Origin of the sequence: Leifsonia aquatica H1aii, assembly GCF_000633535.1 — a bacterium.
In the GTDB taxonomy this organism is placed as follows: Bacteria; Actinomycetota; Actinomycetes; order Actinomycetales; family Microbacteriaceae; genus Leifsonia; species Leifsonia aquatica_A.
Window position 1 is genome coordinate 1 of record NZ_AYMR01000048.1, and the last position, 15,716, is coordinate 15,716.

General features: G+C 71.7%; 16 protein-coding genes and 1 pseudogene. 6 read left to right on the top strand and 11 right to left on the bottom strand.

The features are described from left to right. Window positions 1-88 precede the first annotated feature (88 nt). Entirely contained in the window at window positions 89-1,186 is a 1,098-nt protein-coding gene (locus U870_RS0121645; protein ID WP_025159438.1) for a LacI family DNA-binding transcriptional regulator, read from the bottom strand. A gap of 121 nt (window positions 1,187-1,307) precedes the next feature. Continuing rightward, window positions 1,308-1,535: a three-helix bundle dimerization domain-containing protein gene (locus U870_RS0121650; protein ID WP_025159439.1), complete on the bottom strand. Its 228-nt coding sequence runs from the start codon at window positions 1,533-1,535 to the stop codon at window positions 1,308-1,310. A gap of 58 nt (window positions 1,536-1,593) precedes the next feature. Between U870_RS0121650 and U870_RS0121655 the strand changes: the two genes are divergently transcribed. Both U870_RS0121655 and U870_RS0121660 read left to right on the top strand, forming a co-directional pair. Further along, on the top strand, window positions 1,594-2,286 hold the full coding sequence (locus U870_RS0121655) for a PhzF family phenazine biosynthesis protein (RefSeq protein WP_025159440.1): 693 nt from the start codon (window positions 1,594-1,596) through the stop codon (window positions 2,284-2,286). Continuing rightward, complete coding sequence (locus U870_RS0121660) at window positions 2,283-3,197, top strand: virginiamycin B lyase family protein (protein WP_025159441.1); 915 nt, start codon at window positions 2,283-2,285, stop codon at window positions 3,195-3,197. Before U870_RS0121655 ends, U870_RS0121660 begins: the two co-directional genes overlap by 4 nt. A 55-nt stretch (window positions 3,198-3,252) precedes the next feature. On the opposite strand, the gene U870_RS0121665 is transcribed toward U870_RS0121660, so the two are convergent. Next, complete coding sequence (locus U870_RS0121665) at window positions 3,253-4,746, bottom strand: catalase (RefSeq protein ID WP_025159442.1); 1,494 nt, start codon at window positions 4,744-4,746, stop codon at window positions 3,253-3,255. A 12-nt stretch (window positions 4,747-4,758) separates the two neighbouring features. Beyond that, window positions 4,759-5,205 carry a Fur family transcriptional regulator gene (locus U870_RS0121670; RefSeq protein ID WP_025159443.1) on the bottom strand — a complete coding sequence of 149 codons (447 nt, stop codon included), beginning with the start codon at window positions 5,203-5,205 and terminating at the stop codon, window positions 4,759-4,761. Window positions 5,206-5,310: 105 nt separating this feature from the next. Between U870_RS0121670 and U870_RS25085 the strand changes: the two genes are divergently transcribed. Further along, window positions 5,311-5,856 (top strand): DUF4190 domain-containing protein, encoded by a 546-nt coding sequence (locus U870_RS25085; protein ID WP_029948012.1) that lies wholly within the window; start codon window positions 5,311-5,313, stop codon window positions 5,854-5,856. A 10-nt stretch (window positions 5,857-5,866) separates the two neighbouring features. Here U870_RS25085 and U870_RS0121680 read toward each other — a convergent pair whose 3' ends face one another. Together U870_RS0121680 and U870_RS0121685 are read right to left on the bottom strand one after the other, a co-directional pair. Continuing rightward, window positions 5,867-7,594 (bottom strand): cation:proton antiporter, encoded by a 1,728-nt coding sequence (locus U870_RS0121680; RefSeq protein ID WP_025159445.1) that lies wholly within the window; start codon window positions 7,592-7,594, stop codon window positions 5,867-5,869. 28 nt (window positions 7,595-7,622) lie between these two features. After that, window positions 7,623-8,192 (bottom strand): TetR/AcrR family transcriptional regulator, encoded by a 570-nt coding sequence (locus U870_RS0121685; RefSeq protein ID WP_025159446.1) that lies wholly within the window; start codon window positions 8,190-8,192, stop codon window positions 7,623-7,625. A 183-nt stretch (window positions 8,193-8,375) separates the two neighbouring features. On the opposite strand from U870_RS0121685, the gene U870_RS0121690 reads away from it, so the two are divergent. After that, complete coding sequence (locus U870_RS0121690) at window positions 8,376-10,052, top strand: MFS transporter (RefSeq protein ID WP_025159447.1); 1,677 nt, start codon at window positions 8,376-8,378, stop codon at window positions 10,050-10,052. Window positions 10,053-10,191: 139 nt separating this feature from the next. Here the strand turns inward: U870_RS0121690 and U870_RS0121695 are convergent, their stop codons facing one another. From U870_RS0121695 to U870_RS0121705, 3 genes are all read right to left on the bottom strand, one after another. After that, on the bottom strand, window positions 10,192-10,596 hold the full coding sequence (locus U870_RS0121695; protein WP_025159448.1) for a hypothetical protein: 405 nt from the start codon (window positions 10,594-10,596) through the stop codon (window positions 10,192-10,194). A gap of 134 nt (window positions 10,597-10,730) precedes the next feature. Continuing rightward, a complete protein-coding gene (locus U870_RS0121700) occupies window positions 10,731-11,270 on the bottom strand; it encodes a GIY-YIG nuclease family protein (RefSeq protein ID WP_025159449.1) in 540 nt (179 codons plus the stop codon). A gap of 31 nt (window positions 11,271-11,301) precedes the next feature. Next, window positions 11,302-11,841, bottom strand: coding sequence for a DUF2087 domain-containing protein (locus U870_RS0121705; protein WP_025159450.1), 540 nt, complete (start codon window positions 11,839-11,841; stop codon window positions 11,302-11,304). A gap of 196 nt (window positions 11,842-12,037) precedes the next feature. On the opposite strand from U870_RS0121705, the pseudogene abc-f reads away from it, so the two are divergent. Together abc-f and U870_RS24735 are read left to right on the top strand one after the other, a co-directional pair. Further along, window positions 12,038-13,681 (top strand): annotated as a pseudogene (abc-f, locus tag U870_RS0121710) (ribosomal protection-like ABC-F family protein); the annotation flags it as partial. A gap of 170 nt (window positions 13,682-13,851) precedes the next feature. Continuing rightward, window positions 13,852-14,535, top strand: a complete 684-nt coding sequence (locus U870_RS24735) for a GntR family transcriptional regulator (RefSeq protein WP_025159452.1) — start codon at window positions 13,852-13,854, stop codon at window positions 14,533-14,535. On the opposite strand, the gene U870_RS23425 is transcribed toward U870_RS24735, so the two are convergent. Then, the gene (locus U870_RS23425) at window positions 14,532-15,158 is read right to left on the bottom strand and encodes a GntR family transcriptional regulator (RefSeq protein WP_025159453.1); all 627 of its coding nucleotides are present in this window, start codon (window positions 15,156-15,158) and stop codon (window positions 14,532-14,534) included. The genes U870_RS24735 and U870_RS23425 overlap by 4 nt on opposite strands. A gap of 258 nt (window positions 15,159-15,416) precedes the next feature. Further along, window positions 15,417-15,716 (bottom strand): hypothetical protein (locus tag U870_RS0121725; protein ID WP_029948015.1); only part of this gene is annotated, 300 nt, incomplete at its 5' end.

A 15,716-nucleotide genomic window follows, 5' to 3' on the forward strand; every position in this document is an offset into this window, starting at 1 on the left:
TGAGCGCAACGACGTGAACCTCGGCGGCCGGGAGTGCCGGGAGGGGAGAGGAGGGAGGGGGCGAAGGCGGGCGGTGCGGGTGCGGGCCTCAGGCGGGCTCGGAGGACTCGCGCAGGTAGACCCGGACGGGCAGGCGCACGGAGGCCGCGGGCCGGTCCGGATCGGCCAGCCGGCGCACGAGGGTCTGCACGGCGGCGCGGCCGACCTCCTCCATCGGCTGCTCGACCGTGGTCAGCCGCGGGGTCGAGAGCCGGCCGGCGTCGATGCCGTCGAAGCCGGTGACGATGAGCTCGCCCGGCACGTCCACCCCGCCGATGCGGGCGGCGTCGATGACGCCGAGGGCCATCTGGTCGTTGGCGCACACGACGGCGCGCGGCAGGCGGTCGCGCGCGACGAGTTCGCGGCCGGCGGCCCTCCCGCCCTCGCGGGTGAACTCCCCGCGATGATCCGGAGCGTCCGGCACCGGGAGGCCGCGCTCGGTCAGGGCGTCGCGAAAGCCCTGCCAGCGCTCGTCGTCGTCGGGCGAGCCCATGCTCCCGGCGACGTAGGCGAGGTCGCGCACGCCGAGGTCGTCGATCAGGTGGCCGACGAGCGCGCGCATCCCCTCGGCGTTGCTCACCGAGACGTGGTCGACCTCGTCGCCGTGGCGGCGGCCCGCCATCACCACGACCGGCAGCCGACGGGCGAGTCGGCCGATCTCGTCCTCCGGAACGCTCCCGGCCAGCACGATGATCCCGTCGACCCGCCCGGCCATGTCGACGAAGGTCTCGTGGGCCGTCGCGCCGCGGCCGACGCCGACCATCAGGACGAAGCCGGAGCGCCAGGCCTCCACCTCGCTGCCGCGGAGCACCTCGTCGAAGTACAGGTCGCCGGCGCGCGTGTCGACCGATCCGCCGACGTCGCGGACGATCGTGGCCGCTCCCTCGTCGCCCTCGTCCAGCAAGCGCCCGGCGTCGGCGTCCATCGCATCGAGCCCGGGGAAGAACAGGCCGATCACTCCGGTGCGGCGTGCGGCGAGACCGCGGGCGGCACCGCTCGGCACGTAGCCGAGGGCGTCCACGGAGGCGAGCACCCGCTCGCGGGTCCCCTCCTTGACCGTGTCCGGCTGGCGGAAGACCCGGGAGACCGTCGCGATGGAGACCCCGGCGTGGGTCGCGACGTCGTAGACGGTCGGTACTCGGGTCATCGGTGCACGCTCCTGCTGCTCGGGCACACCCATGATAGGCGGGCGGTCGAGCGGGCCGGACCGGTGGGCCGCGCGCGGTGGCGTCCGCACGTCGGGCGGAGGCCAGGGCTCAGCCGCGGGTTCAGGCCGGAGCCTCGCCCGTCTCCGCGGTGAGGAGCCGCTTGACGTCGTGCTCGACGAGCACCGGGACGAAGTCGCGCACCGGTGCCCCTTCGAACTCGCCGTGGCGCTCGCGCACCAACTGCTCGATCCGTTCGGGAGAGACGTGGGGGAACCGCTCCGCGAGGCGGCTGGCGGCGTGCTCGACGGCGACGAGCTCTTCGTCGGGGCTCTGTTCGTGACCGGTCATGAGGGCATTATGCGCTTCGGGGGTGAACCGTGGCTGGATCATCTGTCAGGCTGGGGGCATGGACGAGTCGATCGAGGTAGTGGTTGTCCGCGTGTTCACCGACGAACGCGGAGCGAACGGCAACGAGCTGGGGATCGTGCACAGCTCGCCGGCGACGGCGCAGCGCGAGCAGGCGATCGCGACCGCGCTGGGTTTCAGCGAGACGGTGTTCCTCGACCGGGTGGATGCCGCCGGCCGCGCCGCCGAGCTGCGGATCTTCACCCCGGCCCGCGAGCTGCCCTTCGCCGGACACCCCAGCGTGGGGACCGCCTGGTGGCTGGCCGACCGGCGCACCCCGGTCGACGTGCTGCACGAGAAGGCGGGGGATGTGGCGGTCTCGGTCGACGACGACTTCGCCTGGATCGACGCCCGCGCCGACTGGACCCCCGACTTCGAGTGGCTGCCGCTGCAGTCGCCCGCCGATGTCGACGCCCTCGACCCCTCCGCGTTCACGTCCGGCCACCACTACGCGTACGCCTGGATCGATGAGGGCGAAGGCCTGCTGCGCGCCCGGATGTTCGCTCCCGACATGGGCATCGTCGAGGACGAGGCGACCGGCGCGGCCGCAGTGTCGATCACGGCGAAGCTGGGCCGGGCCTTGCGCATCTCTCAGGGCGAGGGATCCGAGCTGATCACGGAGCCGCTCGGCGAGGGTCTCATCCGCGTCGGCGGGAGCACCGTCTACGACCGCACCATCGACGTCACCCTGTGAGCGGGGACGGTCCGGCCGGCGGATCGCCCGCCCCCTTCGGGATCGTCTCCGTCGGCGAGCCCGGTGAGGGCCCCTACGCGGTCGCCGCGACCGAGGACGGCGCCGTCTGGTTCACCCTCGCGCAGGGCGGCCGGGTGGGGCGGCAGGATGCGGACGGCTCGCTCGCGTACCTGAGCCTCGGCGACGGATCGCAGCCCTCGTGCATCGCCCCGGCCACGGAGTCCACCGTGTGGGTCACCGACACCACGGGCGACCGCCTGGTGCTGCTGGGGCCGGGCCTCGCGCTGCTCTCCGAGATCACGCTGCCGACCTCCGGCGTGCAGCCGTTCAGCGTCGTCGCCCTCGAGGACGGGACTGCGTGGTTCACCGAGCTCGGCGGCAACGCCCTCGGGCGGATCGGCATCCTGGGCGGCGTCGACGAGTTCCCGGTCGCCCCGGCCGACGCCTTCGTCTCGATGATCGCGGCGTCGGGGGACTCGCTCTGGTTCTCCATGAACGCGGCGGACGCGCTGGGCCACGTGCGCGGCGGCGACGCCGCGATCGCCGTGACGGACCTCCCGCCGGGCTCTGGTCCGGTCGGGATCACCGTGGCGGAGGACGGTGCGGTGTGGGCAGCGCTCATCCGCGCCGACGCGCTCGCCCGCGTCGCGAAGGACGGCACGCTCCGCGTGATCCAGCTGGACGACGGGGCCAAGCCGCACGCCGTCGCGCCGGACGCCGAGGGCGGGGTCTGGGCCACCTTGTGGGGCGCGAACGCGCTGGCCCACGTGTCAGCGTCGGGCGAGATCACCCTCCACCCGCTGCCCGCCGACGTCGCGGAACCCCACGGACTCACCGTCGCACCCGACGGCACGGTCTGGACCGCCCTCGAGTCCGGAGCCCTCGCCGCGCTGGACGCTGCCGAGAGGTGAGTCGTTGCGGGTCGCGGAGGCCCGCGACCCGCAACGACTCACGTGTCGGGGGAGGTTACTCGCCCACGCCCACGGGCTCGGCCGCTTCGTTCGCGTCCTCCGCGGGGGACGCCAGACGGGCGCGCAGCGCCTGGCCGAGGCCGGCGTCCACGTTCGTCCAGTACTGGACGGCGCGCTCACGGATGTCGTCGCGCTTCACGCCCCCGACGGCTCCCGCGATCGTGTCGAGGAAGCGCGCGCGGGCGGCGTCGTCGAACACCTCGCGGTAGAGCGTGCCGGGCTGGCCGAAGTCGTCGTCCTCCGCGTGCAGCGTGGCCGCGGCGCGGACCAGCGCGCCGTCCGACTCCCACGAGCCCTCACCGGCGTGCGCGGCGTCGGCGGTCGGGCCGCCGAACGAGTTCGGCGCGTAGACCGGTGCGTCGGCCGGCTTGAACCCGTGGCGGGCGGCGCCGTCCTGCGAGTAGTTGTGCACCGGGGCGACCGGACGGTTGACCGGCAGCTCGTTGTAGTTGGTGCCCACCCGGTAGCGCTGCGCGTCCGGGTACGAGAAGACGCGCGCCATCAGCATCTTGTCCGGGCTGATGTCGATGCCGGGGACGGTGTTGGCGGGGGAGAACGCGGCCTGCTCGATCTGCGCGAAGAAGTTCTCCGGGTTCTCGTTGAGCGTGTGCACGCCGACCTCGATCAGCGGGTAGTCCGCGTGCGGCCACACCTTGGTGAGGTCGAACGGGTTGAACCGGTAGGTCTTCGCGTCCTCGTACGGCATGACCTGCACGGAGACCTTCCACGCCGGGAACTCGCCGCGCTCGATGGCCTCGTAGAGGTCGCGGCGGTAGTAGTCCGCGTCGGCACCGGCGATGGCCTCGGCCTCCGCGCCCTCCATCTCCTCGTTGCCTTGCAGCGCGTGGAAGTGGTACTTGACCCAGAAGCGCTCGCCCTCGGCGTTGATCCACTGGTAGGTGTGCGAGCCGAAGCCGGGCATGTGCCGCCAGGAGCGGGGGATGCCGCGGTCGCCCATCAGATACGTGACCTGGTGCGCAGACTCGGGGGAGAGGGTCCAGAAGTCCCACTGCATGTCGGCGTCGCGCAGGCCGGAGCCCGGCAGGCGCTTCTGCGAGTGGATGAAGTCGGGGAACTTGATGCCGTCGCGGATGAAGAACACCGGGGTGTTGTTGCCGACGATGTCGTAGTTGCCCTCGGTCGTGTAGAACTTCACCGAGAAGCCGCGCACGTCGCGCCAGGTGTCGGGGGAGCCCTGCTCCCCGGCGACCGAGGAGAACCGCTGAACCGTGCGGGTCGCCGTCCCCGGCTGGAAGACCGCCGCCTTGGTGTACTTCGACACATCGCCGGTGACGACGAACTCGCCGAACGCACCGCCGCCCTTCGCGTGGACGATGCGCTCCGGGATGCGCTCCCGGTTGAACTGCGCGAGCTTCTCGACGAGGTAACGGTCGTGCAGGGCGGTGACGCCGTCCGCGCCCGCGGTGAGCGAGTGCGCGTCGCTGCCGACCGGGGTTCCGGTCTGGGTGGTCGTGTTGTTGTCGGTCATGGTTCTCCTTACCTATCCGGTGTGCGTCGCGGGATCGTCCGCGTGCTCCTGACAGGACGGGCACAGTCCCCAGAACGTCACCTCGGCGGTGTTCACCGTGAACCCCGACGCATCGCCGGGGTGCAGGCAGGGCGCGTGCCCCACGACGCAGTCGACGTCGGCCACGGCGCCGCACGAGGTGCAGACGACGTGGTGGTGGTTGTCGCCCGTGCGGCGTTCGTAGCGCGCAGGCGATCCTGCGGGCTCGATCCGGCGCAGCAGTCCGACGGCCGTGAGGTCGCCGAGCACGTTGTGCACGTTCTGGATCGAAGTGCCGGGCAGAGCGGGGAGCACCGCGCGGAACACCGAGTCGGCGTCCGCGTGCGGCAGGCGGGTGAGCGCGTCGAGGACGGCGAGCCGCCCCTGGGTGACGCGGAGTCCGCCGGCGCGCAGTGCGCCCTCGAGCTGTGCCGTGTCCATGTCTCGAACCTAGCCCCTTCTTTTGAATAGATCAAAACAATGCGTGCATTCGGGCGCGTCGACGCCCGGATGGGATACGGTGTGCGGGACGACCAGGAGGATCGGATGACGGACCAGCAGCCCGCGCCGCAGGGCCACCCGCAGCAGCCGAACGGGCAGACGCCGCCGCCTCACCCGCAGCAGCCCGCGTACGGTCAGCAGCCCGGCTACGGCCAGCAGCCCGCGTACGGCCAGCAGCCAGGCTACGTGCAGCCCGGCTACCCGCAGCAACCCGGGCATCCGCAGCAGTACGGCTACCCGCAGCAGGCCGCGTATTCGCAGCAGCCCGCGTATTCACAGCAGCCCGGCCACGTGGCCGCATACGGCGTCGCCGTCTACCCCGTCGCGCCGCCGCAGCCCAAGGGCATGTCGGTCGCGTCGATGGTGCTCGGCCTGGTGTCCCTGGTCGCCGGGTTCACGTTCGTCGTACCGCTGGTCGGGCTGATCCTCGGCATCCTCGGTGCGCGACGGGAGCCCGCGGGTCGGGGGATGGCGATCGCCGGGATCGTGATCAGCTCGCTCATCCTGCTGGTCTGGGTCGTGATCATCGGCCTGTTCCTGTTCGCCGGGATCTTCGCAGCGGGAAGCGCCGCGACCTACCGTTCCGCCTGACTTCCGACCGTCACCGCGACCGCGACCGGAGCCGGGTCTCCTCGAGGTCGAGCATCGACTGCGCCTCGGCGAGGATGCGCGACGGGTAGAGGCCGCGCGAGCGCTCGAGCAGCAGTCGGTCGCGTTCGGCGTCGACCACGGCGAGCCGGAGGGTGCGGTAGAGGTGATGGGGTCTGCTCTCGGCCGGGGTGTCCGAGAGCACGATCCGCTCCCACGCCGATTCCGCCTGCAGATACGACGACTGGCGCACGCGTTCCACGACCTCCGGGTCGATCGGGGCGGTGCTCCCGGTGACGACCTCGGGCTCGTCGAGCACCTTCAGCCCGGTCTCGCTGAGGTCGTCGAGCAGCTTGGCGAGCAGACGGCGGTCGTCCTTCACGTCCACGCCCTGCAGCCCGAGCGTCCGGATGAGCCAGGGCAGGGTGCCCCCCTGCACGACGAGGCTGACGACCGCCACGGTGAACGCGATCAGGATGAGCTGCGGGCGGTACGGGATGTCGTGCGGCAGCGACTGGGCAGCCGCGAGCGTCACGACGCCGCGCATACCGGACCAGCCGAGCACGACGCCGCCCTTCCAGTCGATGGCCTCCTGCCGGAACTCCTCCAGGTCGCTTCTGTGGCGCTGGTACCGCGTCTCTGCACGCTGCTTGCGCACCGACTGCCAGCGGTACTTGACCGGATGGTCACGGAAGTAGCTGATCAACAGCCACTCCTTCAGCACGGCCTTCTCCGCGTGCTGCGCGCGCCTTCGGAGCGCGTAGATGAGGGGGACGATGAGCACGAAGCGGATGATGACGAGGGAGACCATGGCGATGAGGCCGAGGAGCACGGAGTCCCACACGCTCAGGATCTCGGGGTGGTCGACGTCGGCGACGAGGGTCCGGATCTCGAGGCCGATCAGGAGGAAGACGCCGTTCTCGAGCAGGAACTGGATGGTGCGCCAGTTGATGGTGTCGCTGATGCGCGCCTGGGCGGTGAAGTGCCGCGGCGCGGCGTGCCCGGTGTAGAGCCCCGCGATCACGACGGCGAGCACGCCCGAGCCGTGCAGCGCCTCCGTCGGGGCGAACGCGGCGAACGGCACGATCACCGACAGGGCGGTGTCGAGCACCGGGTCGTTGAGCTTCGAACGCACCCAGACGGAGATGAAGCCCACGATCAGGCCGACCACCGCGGCGAGGGCGACGGCGCTGAGGAAGTCGGCGACGCCGGCGAGCGGCGTGCTGAGGGAGCCCACCGCGGCCGCGAGGGCGGTGCGCAGCAGTACGAGGGCGGTCGCGTCGTTGACGAGCCCTTCGCCCTCCAACACGGTGAGGATGCGGGGAGGGAGGCCGAGCTTGCGTCCGATGGAGGTCGCCGCGACCGCGTCCGGCGGGCTGATGATCGCTCCCAGGGCGATCGCCGCGGCCAGGTTGAGGTTCGGGAGCATCGTGTAGAGCACGAAGCCCGACGCGAAGGCCGTGATGATCACCAGCACGACCGAGAGGCCGGCGATCGGTGCCAGGTTGCGCCGGAAGTCGGTGAGCGGCACACTGATCGCCGCCGCGTACAGGATGGGCGGGAGCAGCCCGTCGAGGATGATCTCCGGCGGGACGTCGATGTCGGGCACTCCGGGCAGGAACGACAGCATGACGCCGACGATCACCAGGATGATCGGGGCCGCGACCCCGAGCTTGCGGGCGAATGCCGCCACGCCGACGATCACCGCCACCGCGATCACCGCGTATACGCCGAGCTCCATCTATCCGTAGGCAGTGCGGTCCGGGGCCCTAGCGGGCGCGCAATCCGTCGATGGCCATGGCGATCACGCGGTCCCGCTGCTCGTCGTCGTCGAACGCGACCCCGGCGATCCCGGAGACCATGCGGATGACGTCCCCGATGGTCGCGTCCTCGCGCAGTTCGCCGGCCTCCTGGGCGCGCTCGAGCAGGGGCTCGCCGGCGTCGTAGAGGGAGGTGCGGCAGCTGAGCAGCACGGGGGAGTCCTTGTTGAGGCCCTCCAGCAGGGCCTTCTTCGTGCCGATGTAGGTCACGAAGCGCCGCAGCCACGCCTCGACCCCGACCCACGGGTCGGGCAGGTCGGCGGCGTCCTCCGCGGCGTGGACCACGGCCTCCACCTCGTCCACGTACACGGCCTCGACGAGCGCGTCGCGGGTGGGGAAGTTGCGGTACAGCGTGCCGATGCCGACGCCCGCGCGACGGGCGATGTCCTCGAGGGAGGCGCTGGTGCCGTCGGTGGCGAACGCCTCTCGGGCGGCGGCGAGGAGCGCGTCGAAGTTGCGGCGCGCGTCGGCCCGTTGCGGGCGCACGACACCGACGTAAGCGGTGTCTGTGCCGGTCACAGCGGGTCCTCTCGAACGGGTCGTCGACGGGGTCGTCGAAACAAGTATGGCAGAAAGGGTTGCGAAGCGGAGGCACCCTCCGGTAATGTCTCCATCGTAACCGGAGGCTCCCTCCGAACGGAGCCTGCCTCCAATTGTAGCCGCTTCTGCGGCATCCCCTCGAGAAACGGAAGAAAAACCGACATGTCTCGATCTCGACCCGGCATCACGTTCGCCGTCCTGGCCCTCAGCGTGGCCTCCTTCGCCCTCCTGCAGTCCCTCGTCGTCCCCGTCCTGCCCGTGATCCAGTCCGATCTCGGCACCACCACCTCCGGCGTGACGTGGACCATGACCGCGTGGCTCATCGCCGCCGCGGTCGCCACCCCGTTGCTCGGCCGCGTCGGCGACATCGTCGGCAAGCGCCGCGTCTTCGTCCTCTCGCTGCTTGCGGTCGCGCTCGGCAGCGTCATCGCCGCCGTCGCGCCGTCCATCGGCGTTCTGATCGCCGGCCGCGTCGTCCAGGGCGTCGGCGGGGCCATGTTCCCGCTGGCGTTCGGCATCATCCGCGACGAGTTCCCGGCCCGCCGCCTCCCGTCCGCGATCGGCGCCATCGCGTCGGTCATCGCGATCGGCAGCGGTCTCGGGACGGTGCTCGCCGGTCCGCTCGCCGACGTGCTCAGCTGGCGCGGTCTGTTCCTCGTGCCCGTCGCCCTCACCGTCACCGGCGCCGTGCTCACCCTGATGTTCATCCCGGAGTCGCGCGAGCGCGCCGTCGGCGGCGTCAACCCGTGGTCGGCCGTGCTGCTCTCCGGGTGGCTGATCGCGCTGCTCCTGCCGCTCAGCACGGGTGCGCAGTGGGGCTGGTCCTCGCCGCAGGTGATCGGCCTGTTCGCCGCCGCCGCGGTGCTGCTCGCCGCGTGGGTCGTCGTCGAGCTGCGATCCACCCACCCGCTGGTCGACATGCGGCTCATGCGCGAGCCGGGCGTGTGGTCGATGAACCTCGCCGCGATCTTCATCGGTGCGTCGATGTTCGCCGTGTTCGCGTACTTCCCGCGCTTCGTGCAGACCCCGGCCGCCAGCGGCTACGGGCTCGGCGCGTCGGTCGCCGAGTCCGGGATGCTGATGCTCCCGATGCTCGCGACCATGGCCATCACGGGCTTCGCCAGCGGTCCGCTCGCCCGCTGGGTCGGGTTCCGCGCGCAGATCGTCATCGCCGCCGTGCTGATGTCGGCGGCGAGCCTCTCGCTCGCCTTCCTGCACAGCTCCCTGTTCGACGTGGCGGCCGCCTCCGGCGTCTTCGGCATCGGACTCGGGCTCATCTACGCGGCGATCACCAGCGTGGTCGTCCAGAGCGTTCCGGCCACCCAGACCGGGGTCGCCAGCGGGATGAACGCCAACCTCCGCACCGTCGGATCGGCGATCGGCGCCGCCGTCATGACGGCGCTGGTCACCGGCGCCACGACCGCGAACGGGTTCCCCGCGGAGTCCGGCTACACCGAGGGCTTCACGACTGCCGGCCTGCTGGCGCTCGGGGCCGGGGCCGTCACGGTGCTGGCGGCGTTCGTCCTGCGCTCCCGCGCTCGGCGCACCGCGGCGGACGCCGAGCTGGCCGCCGTCGCCGGGCTTGCCCGCCTCCAGCAGCGCGCACCGGTCGCGTCGCCCGCGGCCGCGCCGTCCGGGATCTCGCTCGCCGGGACCTCGACCTCCATGCCCTCGGAGCCGGCGCTCTCACTGGCCGAGGTCGAGTCGGTGGCGGTCCCGGTCATGCTCGCGGAGCTGGCCGAGGCGGCCGAGTTCCACCGTCTCGCCGCCAAATTCGACGCGACCGCGGAGCACGAGCCGCGCGCAACCGCTCCCGCGTCCGAGCTCGAGGTCGCCTGACCACAGCCGCCCGCCGCTCCCTGGCGGGGCGTGACGAATCGCGGGTGCCCCTCATCGGGCCCCCGCGATTCATCATGTCGGGAGCGGGAGCGACCGGCCTCTGTCAGGCCTGCCGGACGTGTCAGACCTGCCGGACGCGTCAGGCCTGACGGAAGTGGGCGCGCGCGGAGGGCAGCCACATCAGCACCGCGGCCACGACGACGGCGGCGCCGCTGAGCAGACCGATCAGGTCGCCGAGCAGGATGTCCGCGATCAGGCCCAGCACCACGATGGCGCCGATGACGGTGAGCACGATCCGCGCCCAATTCGCGCCACGCAGCAGGAACAGTCCCAGGGCGACCCGCAGGAACGCACCGAGAACGGCGCCGGCGATCGACATCAGGACGACACCGGGTCCGGTGGCCGTGCTCACCGCCGGGCTGGCGAGCAGCGCGGGCAGGCCGACGAAGAAGGAGAGCAGACCCAGAGCCGCGCTGGCGATCCAGGTCCAGAACGAGAGGACGACGACGCGGGGCACGCCGACGGTGGTGAACTGTGGGGACACGGTCGATCCTTCGGGTAGGGAGTGCGGCGCGGACACGATCGTCCACGTACGACGCTATCGGCACTGTCTGACGATCCGTCATGCGCACCGCCGTCCGGATGGGTGACGGAGGGGCTGCGACCAGCCGCCGGCTGTCAGGCCTGCGCCGCCTGCGCACTCCGCCACCGGGCGAGCCGCGCCCATGGATCGCCGGCTCCGGCGCGCAGGCGTGCGACGTGCCGCAGCAGCCGGGTGTCGGTCTCGAACCACTCGGTGCCCGGGATCCGCAGCGCGGCGAACTCCTTGTGCCGCTCATGCTCGCGCGTCCGGTCGCCGCGCTCGAACGCCAGCACTTCGTCGTGCGGCAGCGACGCGAAGCGCTGCGCGGGGTTCGCCGTCGTGCCGATCTTGATGCGGTCGCGATAGCGCAGGTAGTACACCACGTCGACTCGGGAGGCCGCGGCGCCCTCCGGCGGGAGCTCGCCCGCCCGCCACTCGCAGATGGCGCACAGCCAGCCGGACGGGTAACGCACCCCCAGCCGCGCGCCGCAGAACGCGCAGGGCGACGGCAGCAGGTCCGTCACGCCGTACTCCTCGGACACCCAGTCGTGGGCTTCGAGCAGGTGCGGCAGGCAGAGCGGCACCGGGGCGCCCGCGTGGGCCGGAGCCCCGCAGAGCGCGCAGGTCGTGGTCATGCCGGGACGCTACCGCGCTCTCCCGACAGTCCTACCCCGCGTCGCTGCGCGAGTACGACGATCCGGAGGCCGTGCGGCCGACCAGCCCGCTGTCCACCAGGTGGCGGCGCAGGGCCGCCGTGTCGTCGCCGAAGCGGCGCAGCCGCTCGCCCAGCTCGGCCTCGTCGACGACCTCGCCCGGAGCGAGCACCGTCTCGGCGACGTGACGGAACAGCTCCGCGCGGTCGGCCGCCGCCGCCGGGTAGCGGTCGATCCGGCCTGCCTCGTCGAGGAAGCGGTCGACACCGGTGCGGCGCGGGCGGCTCGGTGCCTCCCGCAGCACCTGGGCGAACCGTTCGGTGCGGATCGTGGCGGTGCCGTCCGCGACGGTGACGATGCCGACGCGGACCAACACGTCCAACGCCCGCCGCCGGCGCGCGGGGCTGAGTCCGTCGCCGCCCACGGCCGAGGCGCCCACGGCCGAGGCGCCCCCGAGCTCGGTCTCCGCGAATACGCGCCGCGCATCCGCGTTCGCGAGGGCGGCGACGATCGGTCGCCAATCGGCCGGTTCTGCGGCATCGGAGGAAGGCATACTGCGAGGATAACCGGGCGTCTGGTACGGTATCGCGCATGGGTACGCTGTTCCTCTAGTGCGGGACGCCGCGTCGAGTCTTCTCCGCGGTGAGTCCTGAGCACGCCCTCCACGACCGCATGGCGGCGGTCGCGCGGTGGTCCGGCGTGATGCGTCCTGTCCAGTAGCCCGGGCTCCCGGGGTCAGGAAGTCTCCTATGCTCCCAGCACACCTCTCTCTTCGTTCGGCGTCCGCGCGTTTCGCGGAGCGCATCGTCCTCCACGACCTCGATCTGGCGGTGAATCCCGGCGACCGGATCGGCGTCGTCGGCGACAACGGCGCCGGCAAGTCCACCCTCCTGGCCCTCCTCGCCGGCGCCCTCGACCCGTCCGCGGGCCGGTGGGTGGCCGCCGCACCGGGTGGCATCGCGTATGCCGCGCAGGCGCTCCGGCTGCCATCGGGCGCGACGGTGTCCGACGCGATCGACGAGGTGCTCCGTGACCTGCGAGCTCAGGAGGCGCATCTCCACGCGCTGGAGCGCGCCCTCGCGACCGTCGCCGCCGCTGCCCTGCCCGCCCTGCTCGACGAGTATGCGTTGGCTGCCGAGCGGTTCGAGGCGCGGGAGGGGTACGCGGTCGATGTGCGCGTGACCCGCGCCCGCGAGACGCTGGGGGTCGGTGTGCTCGAACCCGAGCGGCCGGTGAGCACGCTGTCGGGTGGGCAGCTGGCCCGCCTCGCGCTCGCCGCGGCCCTGGCCTCCCACGCCGATGTGCTGCTGCTGGACGAGCCGACCAACGACCTGGACGACGAGGCCATCGGCTGGCTGGAGCAGCGGGTGCGGGACCACCGCGGTTCGGTGGTGGTCGTGACCCACGACCGGCTGTTCCTCGATGCCGTGACCGACACCATCGTGGAGGTCGAGAACGGGACGATTCGACGATTCGGCGACGGCTACGCCGGCTATCGGGCGGCCAAGGCCGCTCAGCGGCGCCGCCACCTGCTCGAGTACGAGCAATGGCGCACCGAACTCGTCCGCAGCGAGCGTCTGGCGGGCTCCGCGGCGCAGCGGCTCGAGGGCATCCCGCGCCGCCAGGAGAAGGCGGGATTCGGGCACGGCGCTTTTCGCGCACGCGGCCGTGATCACGGGGCGATGGGCCGCATTCGCAACGCGAAGGAGCGGATCGCCCGGCTCGTCGCGGACCCGGTCGCACCGCCGCCGGAACCGTTGGCGTTCGCGAGCGCGGCGCTCACGGCGGCCCCGCAGCCGGACGATCCGGGGGAGGGTGCTGCGGGCGACGACGTGATCGTCCGGCTGCGCGACCTCCGGGTCGACGGCCGCCTCGAGCTGCCGGGACTTCGTCTGGCGCGTGGCGAGAGGCTGCTGATCACCGGGCCGAACGGCGCAGGCAAGAGCACCCTCCTCGCCGTGATCGCGGGGGAGCTGACGCCGGACCGGGGCGAGGTCGAGGCGCCGGCGCGGATCGGCTTCCTCCGGCAGAGCCACCGGGTGTGGGAGCCCGGGACCACTCTGCTCGGCGCATACTCCGACGGCCGGGCCGCGGCTCGGGACGATCTCGCGGATGAACTGCTGGCGACCGGGCTGTTCGCGTCTGCCGAGCTGCTCCGACCCCTGGCCGACCTGTCGCACGGCCAGCGGCGCCGGCTGGAACTCGCCCGCGCGCTCGGCTCTCCGGTCGACCTGGTGCTGCTCGACGAGCCGACGAACCACCTCGTTCCCGAGCTCGTCGAGCAACTGGAGGAGGCGATCACCACGTTCCCGGGCGCCGTCGTGATCGTCTCGCACGACCGGCTCTTGCGGAGACGTTTCGCCGGGCGGTCGCTCGCCCTCGACGCCGGACGGCCGGTGGGCGGGGCTCGGACTACGGACGGCACGAAGGCCCCTACTGAAGCCGACGGCGCTCTACTGAAGATGGGGGAGACTGATCGTCCGCACGCCGAGCGGTGATCTAATATGCCAATGTACTGGCTCGACAGCACGCGTCGAGGGTACGCCGTTCGTGTGGAGGTAGTGTGCCTGTTCCCGTCAAACGCGAGCCCGTCACCGGCAAGCGCGTCCTGCTCCGCGACGTCGTGCGCGACCAACTGCGCGACGCCATCCTGGACGGCACGTTCCGAGCGGGGGAGGTGCTGCACGACGCCGAGCTGATGGAGTGGCTGGGTGTGTCCCGCACACCGCTGCGGGAGGCGATCAACGACCTCGCGCGCATGGGGCTGATCGAGATGGAGCCCAACCGTTACACCCGGGTCGTCGATCCGAAGCCGGCGGAGATGGTGATGGCCTTCCACACGCTCGGCGTCCTGCACGGTGGCTCCGTCGTGCTCGGCCTGCCGCGGCTGTCACCCGAGCAGCGGAGCGAGGTGGACGAACACGCCGCCACGTGGGCGCACGCCCTTCGTGAGCGGAGCATGCGCGGGATCCGGGACCACTTCAACGCCATCTTCGCAATCTGTGCGGCCGCATCCGGCAACACCATCTATCGCACGCTGCTCGCCGACGAGACCTATGGTCTGCGGTACCTGACCATCATGGGGGTGCTCGCCAGCCTGATCGACGACCGCGGGTGGGCGGAGCTCGAGAGCGCGGCCGACGCACTGCTGGCGGCGCTCGCCGCGGACGACGTCGAGGGCGTGCGCGTCGCCGTCGAGCGTGCGCACCTCGGCTGGCTCGACCACGAGGAGCACGAGGGGCGCTAGGCGGGCAGCCGGTCGGCGACCTCGGTCGCGAGTGCCGTGAGGATCCGGTGGAGGCGGGTGCGTGCGGCGTCCGGGTCCGAGGCGACCTCCTCGGCGAGCAGTCGCAGCTCCGATGCTCCGCCCACGCCGCGGACGAGTTCGGGATGGTGGCGCAGCAGTCGCAGCGTTCGCGGGAGGACGATCTCACTCAGTTGATCGACCAGGGGCGATGCGTCCGCCTGGATCAGGAAGCGGGCGATCGCCTCGAACAGGTCGACGCCGACGTCGTCGCCGCGGGCGGCGAGTCCGATCCGGTAGGCGAGTTCGAGTTCACGTTCGGGGGTGATCCGTTGCTCCTGCAGGCGCAGGTCGAGCGTGCCGCGGAGGAGGTGGATCGAGCGGACCAGGTCGTCGTCGATGACATCGGCCACGCGGGTGTAGCGATTGGGGGAGGCCTCGACGAGTCCGGCACGGATCAGTCGAGCCAGGGCATCGCGCACCGGGGTGCGGGAGACACCGAACCGGTCGGCGATCTGGTCGACGTCGAGCTGCTCCCCGGGTGCGAGGGTGGTGTCGACGAGTTCGTCGCAGAGGATGTCGAAGACGTCTTCGCTGAGGAGGCGGCGATTGCTGAGGGGGACCATCCTCTTCGCCTCCGTTCGGTTGTGTTCCGGGTGAAAGGCCCTGATGGCCGCACTCGCGGTGGTGCGGGTGCGGCCATCGGGGTGGAGCCTGCCCATTCCTACAAGGGGCTCCGTGCCGGCGAGTGACCGCTCACTCGTCGGCGGTGCGGGTGCCGGAAGAACTGAACGGCACCCGCGGGTGTGTGAAGTGTGTGGGGCGGTGGGCGGACGCGTGCGCGTCCGCCCACCGGGTGACCCGTCAGGGTCGAGTGGTGCTGGTTACTGCTGGGTGGCGCTCCGGCGACGGCGGAGCGCGGTGTAGGCGCCTGCTGCTGCGAGGAGGGCCATACCGAACCCGCCGGCCAGGGCCGGGTCCATGACCGGGATACCGGCGTCGTCGGTGACGACGACGATCGGTCCGAGGTCGATGGTGACGGAGTCGTCGCCGGGGACGGTGTAGGTGAGTTCCAGGTTGTTGTCACCCTCGGGCAGGCCGGTGATCGGGGTGGACCAGTTGCCCTTGTCGTCGACGGTGGTTTCGCCGACGATGTTGCCGTCTTTGTCCGTGATGACGACGGT